Here is a 4,284-nt window from a genome sequence, read left to right as displayed (position 1 = left end):
AATCTCCTCGGGGTAGGGAATTGGACTCCAAACTGAGGTGCTACTCAAAATTGGGGGGACGTCGCACCCACGGTGCCGCCCTTACCAAGCGGACATTGCTGAGCAGAGGCCAGCTGTCGGACACATTTCAGCAAATTCGGTCAAGCCGGCTTCACTTAGCCGGTAACCGAAATCTCAACGATGGCGTCAGCAAGCGCCTGCACATGCTCAAGCGGAGTAAATACCTGTGGAGTCACCCGGATACAGGCTCCGCTAGCAAGATCGTTTCGAACCACTGTAAAGATGCGGAATTCTGTCTCAAGGCGAGTCTGGAGTGCACTCACTTGCACCTTCGACGTCTGTCCGCGCAGGCGGAATGCCCCCATTCCCGATGCGTTTTTAGGTCCGGTCGCGCCTAATACCTCAACCGCCGACGACCCTTCAAGGCTGGCGACCCATGCTTCGCGGAGGTAGTTCAGCCGCGCTTGTTTATTTGCGCCGCCAATAGCGCGGTGAAAAGCGAGAGCATCAGGCACAGTAAGAAATGAAGCGAAGTCAGATGTTGCCAAGTGCACGCGATTGGCCACATCCGTATCACTGCTGTCCTCTCCTGGAAATGGCCTCACAGGCACCAGTGTTCCGTGCCGCATGTAAAGGGCCCCGACACCTACCGGCGAGCCGATCCACTTGTGGAGATTGAAGACAGCCCAGTCAACGTTCAAGTCGTCAAGGGTGAAGTCGAGCAATCCCCAGGATTGTGCGCAATCGCAAATGACGTGGATGCCGCGGCGCTTGGCAATAGCCGCGATCTCTCGCACTGGCAGCACTAGACCGTGTTGATTGCTGACATGAGTAAGCAACATCAGCTTGAGATCCGGAAGCGCATCAAAGGCTTCTCGATAGATCCTTATGTAATCCTCATCGGTTCCCGCAGCCGGGAGACTCAGCATCGTTCCCCTTACCTGCCGCGACTCTGCGAGCCAGGACATCATGCGCTTGAACTCGGGGTAGTCGGCATCTGCCCACAGGATCGCGTTACCGGAACTCAATTCGTCATACTGGGTGATCAGATTGACGAACGACTCAGTCGCGTTGCGGGTGAGCATCAGCTCCTCGACGCTGACACCGAGAGCATCGGCAACTGCCGCCCGCGCTTTCAGAAAATCGCGATCGTACTCACGGTGTGCATACCACGACAGTTCGCGATTGACTCTGTGCGTGTGGCGAGCCAACGCCTGCTCTACTGGGATGGACATCTGTCCCCAATAGCCGTGCTCGAGGTTGATGATTTCCTCTTGGATTGAATAGAGTCTACCTACCGCGCGCCAGTGGGCTTCGTCGCGTGCAAGCTCATGAGGGCGTTTGTTGGAGACAGGAATGTCTAGTTCATTGCTCACAGCAGTCGACTCAGGAATCAGGGGCGCGGCAGCCAGCGAAGCGGACATCTTCAAAAATCCTCTGCGATTGCCCATTCAAGTCGTCCTCTGTCAGGTGTGGAGCTTCAAGCATCGTCGTCGTGTGCTTAAAACGTAAGACCGGCGCGCATAAATAACGCACGACCCGTAAAGCCGAACGGCGATGTGGCGTTATACGGATGTGTGCCTGCGTTGTCCGAGCCATTGGTCCCCACTGCAACACTGGCCGCAGTGGACGCGATATTCTCGTCCGGATACACATCAAGCAGGTTCTGCGCCCCGATGCTCACACGCAGGGCCGGCGTCACCTGTGCTGAGAGTTCCAGATCGGTGATGATCTTTGGCGAAAAGGTCTGGATGATGTCGTAGGTGGTGGCCGAGGCTGGCACCAAGCGCGTGTCGTAGCCCGGCGTGAGCACTGCAACCTGCGCTGCGTTCTTGCCAGTCAGGGCCACGCTGGAGACTTGGCCATAGCGGGTGTTTGTCAGGTTTGCCGAGAAGCGGCCATGCGTATAGTTCAGGTTGAGCATCAGCTTGTCGCGAGGCTGACTGTCTGAGTACCGCAGCTGCTGGGTCAGGTCGAACAGCGGCGTGGTGATGCCCAGCGCAGCAATTGGTGCAGGCGTGCCGGCAATCCGATCAAAATCAGTGGTGTTGTAATTGCCAGCAAAGGTGCCGGTCAGTGCTCCGCCAAGTTCAAATTGTCGCCGATAATTGATGACCAGATCCATGCCACGCGTGACGGTGTCCACAGCGTTGGTCAAAAACGAAATCGCCGCGAATCCCGACTGTCCATTGGCCGCAAGGTAGTTGGTCAGGCGCGGGTCCTGGAACGTCGAGGAAATCGCTATGCGGTCGCGGACCTTGATCTGATAAGCATCAAGTGAGGCTGACCAGTTGCCTTCCTGAAATACCGTGCCAAGCGAAATGTTGTTCGACGTTTCAGGCTTGAGATCGGTCGCCCCGGCCAGCTGCGCCGCCTCGGTTCCCACTGCGGCAACACGCACGATCGCCTGCGCCCCATTGAGAATCAACGTATTGGACGCGTTGTAACCAGACTGCGCCAGCGCTGGAGCACGGAAGCCAGTGTTGTACGAGCCCCGTAGCGCCCATTGTTCGCTCAGCTGAAAACGACTCGCGATTTTGACGTTCGTCGTATTGCCGAAATCGGAGTAGCGCTCATGGCGGGCGGCAGCGCTCAGCAGCAGGCGGTCGCTAGGCGATTGCTCGACTTCCACGTAGATCGCCTGACTGTTCCGGTCCAGCAGCGCGTTGTCGTCCGGGCCATTGCTTGGGCCCGGCTGTGAGCCGGGAATCGCAGGCCTTCCCGCGTTGGGCCCGTCCAGGATGGGCACGCCCCCGTTAATGTAGCCAGCCTCGGCGCCGGACAACAGCCGGTACTGCTCGTAGCGATGCTCTGCGCCTAATGCCAAGCGCAGTGGGCTGAAGCTGCCCAGGGCGAGCTCTCGATTCAGATCGAGATTGGTTGTCCATTGATCAAAGTCGGCGCCGCTGCGATAGAAACGTGTTGGCGAACCGGCGCCGAGCGAGACATTGACGCTATTGGCGTAAAACAGGTCCTGCGTATTGCGCCCGTAGACCGTGGATAGGTCCCAACCGAATCCTGCAAGCGCATGGCCTCGCAGACCCAGCGCAACCGATGTGTTGTCGATGCGTGTATCCAGCATCGGGCTGTAGCCATCCGGATAGATGGCACGCACCGTCTCGTCCTGACCCGCACGCCGGAAGAAGTAAGTGATATCCCCATCCAGGCGGCTGTGGCCGCCGAAGGAGTAGAACTCCACCGCATCAGACAGGGGCGTCACTAAGTTGTAGAACAGCTGCCGATTGGTGCTTGGCTGGGTGCCCTGGAAGAACACGTCCCGGTCAAAACCGGCTTCGAGGGGATCAAGCCTGCCATTGGGCGCGGTCAGCCCTGTCCCGGAGCCATAGTTGCCGGAGGGCATCACCGGCGCACCAGCAGCGTTGGCGCCGAAATACTGTTGCCGAGTGTCGGGACGCGCCCGGTTGCTGGCTGCGATGTCTTGCACGGCCGCAGTGAGCCGCACGACGCCTTCCCTGCCGATGGGGAATCCCGTCGCTGCGGCCACCTCATGCGTTTGACCGTCGCCCTTGCTGGTAGCAAGGTAAGTGGCGTGCGCCACGGTCTCCAGCGAGCGGTCCAAGGTGAGGTTGATGACGCCGGAGATTGCATCGGACCCATATTGCGCCGCTGCGCCATCGCGCAGGACTTCCACGCGCGATAAGGCCAGGGACGGGATGGCGTTGAAGTCGATCGAAATATCGCCGCGTCCAACACCATTGCTTGAGTTGAGATCTGCCGACGTGTGGCGACGCTTGCCATTGATCAGCACCAGCACCTCACCCGGCCCCAGGCCCCGTAAAGACGGCGGCATGAGGTAGTCGCCGGCACCCGATGCAATCGGGCGCGGGATGTTGAAGCTGGGCACTTCGACCTTGAGCATCTGCAGCAGATCGACGCGCCCGTTGCGCTCCATCTCCTCTCTGGTAATCAGGTCCACTGGCGTTGGCGACTGCAGCATCGAGCGACCGCCGAAGCGGCTACCCACCGTAATGACCTCGAATTCCTTGTCTACCAGCGTAGACGAGTTCGCTTCCCGATCTTCAGCGAAGGCTGGCAGTGCCACTGCAAGACTCGTTGACAGCATTCCCGTCACCGCAAGAGTTCGACTACGCACATGCACACTCCCCATCAAGAATTATTGTTACATAATAACAATTCGTTTCAGTATTTCGAGTGGCGATCGGAAATAGTCGGCGAGAGCAAACGTGCGCTCCTCATATTGGGGACGGATCAACCGCCTCTCCCGGCGCTGCTGCTGAGGGAAATACCTAAAGTCCAGCTCGC

The 4,284-nt window shown here is 58.7% G+C and carries 2 protein-coding genes; both read right to left on the bottom strand.

The genetic code is table 11. The features are described from left to right. Positions 1-155: 155 nt before the first annotated feature. On the bottom strand, positions 156-1,424 hold the full coding sequence (locus ACD584_RS21735; RefSeq protein WP_228438132.1) for an aminotransferase class V-fold PLP-dependent enzyme: 1,269 nt from the start codon (positions 1,422-1,424) through the stop codon (positions 156-158). Between the two features lie 77 nt (positions 1,425-1,501). Further along, on the bottom strand, positions 1,502-4,063 hold the full coding sequence (locus tag ACD584_RS21730; RefSeq protein WP_165349425.1) for a TonB-dependent siderophore receptor: 2,562 nt from the start codon (positions 4,061-4,063) through the stop codon (positions 1,502-1,504). Positions 4,064-4,284 lie beyond the last annotated feature (221 nt).

It is taken from the genome of Xanthomonas sp. NCPPB 2922 (assembly GCF_041520885.1).
In the GTDB taxonomy this organism is placed as follows: domain Bacteria; phylum Pseudomonadota; class Gammaproteobacteria; order Xanthomonadales; family Xanthomonadaceae; genus Xanthomonas; species Xanthomonas campestris.
This window is presented reverse-complemented; position numbering and strand designations above follow the sequence as displayed.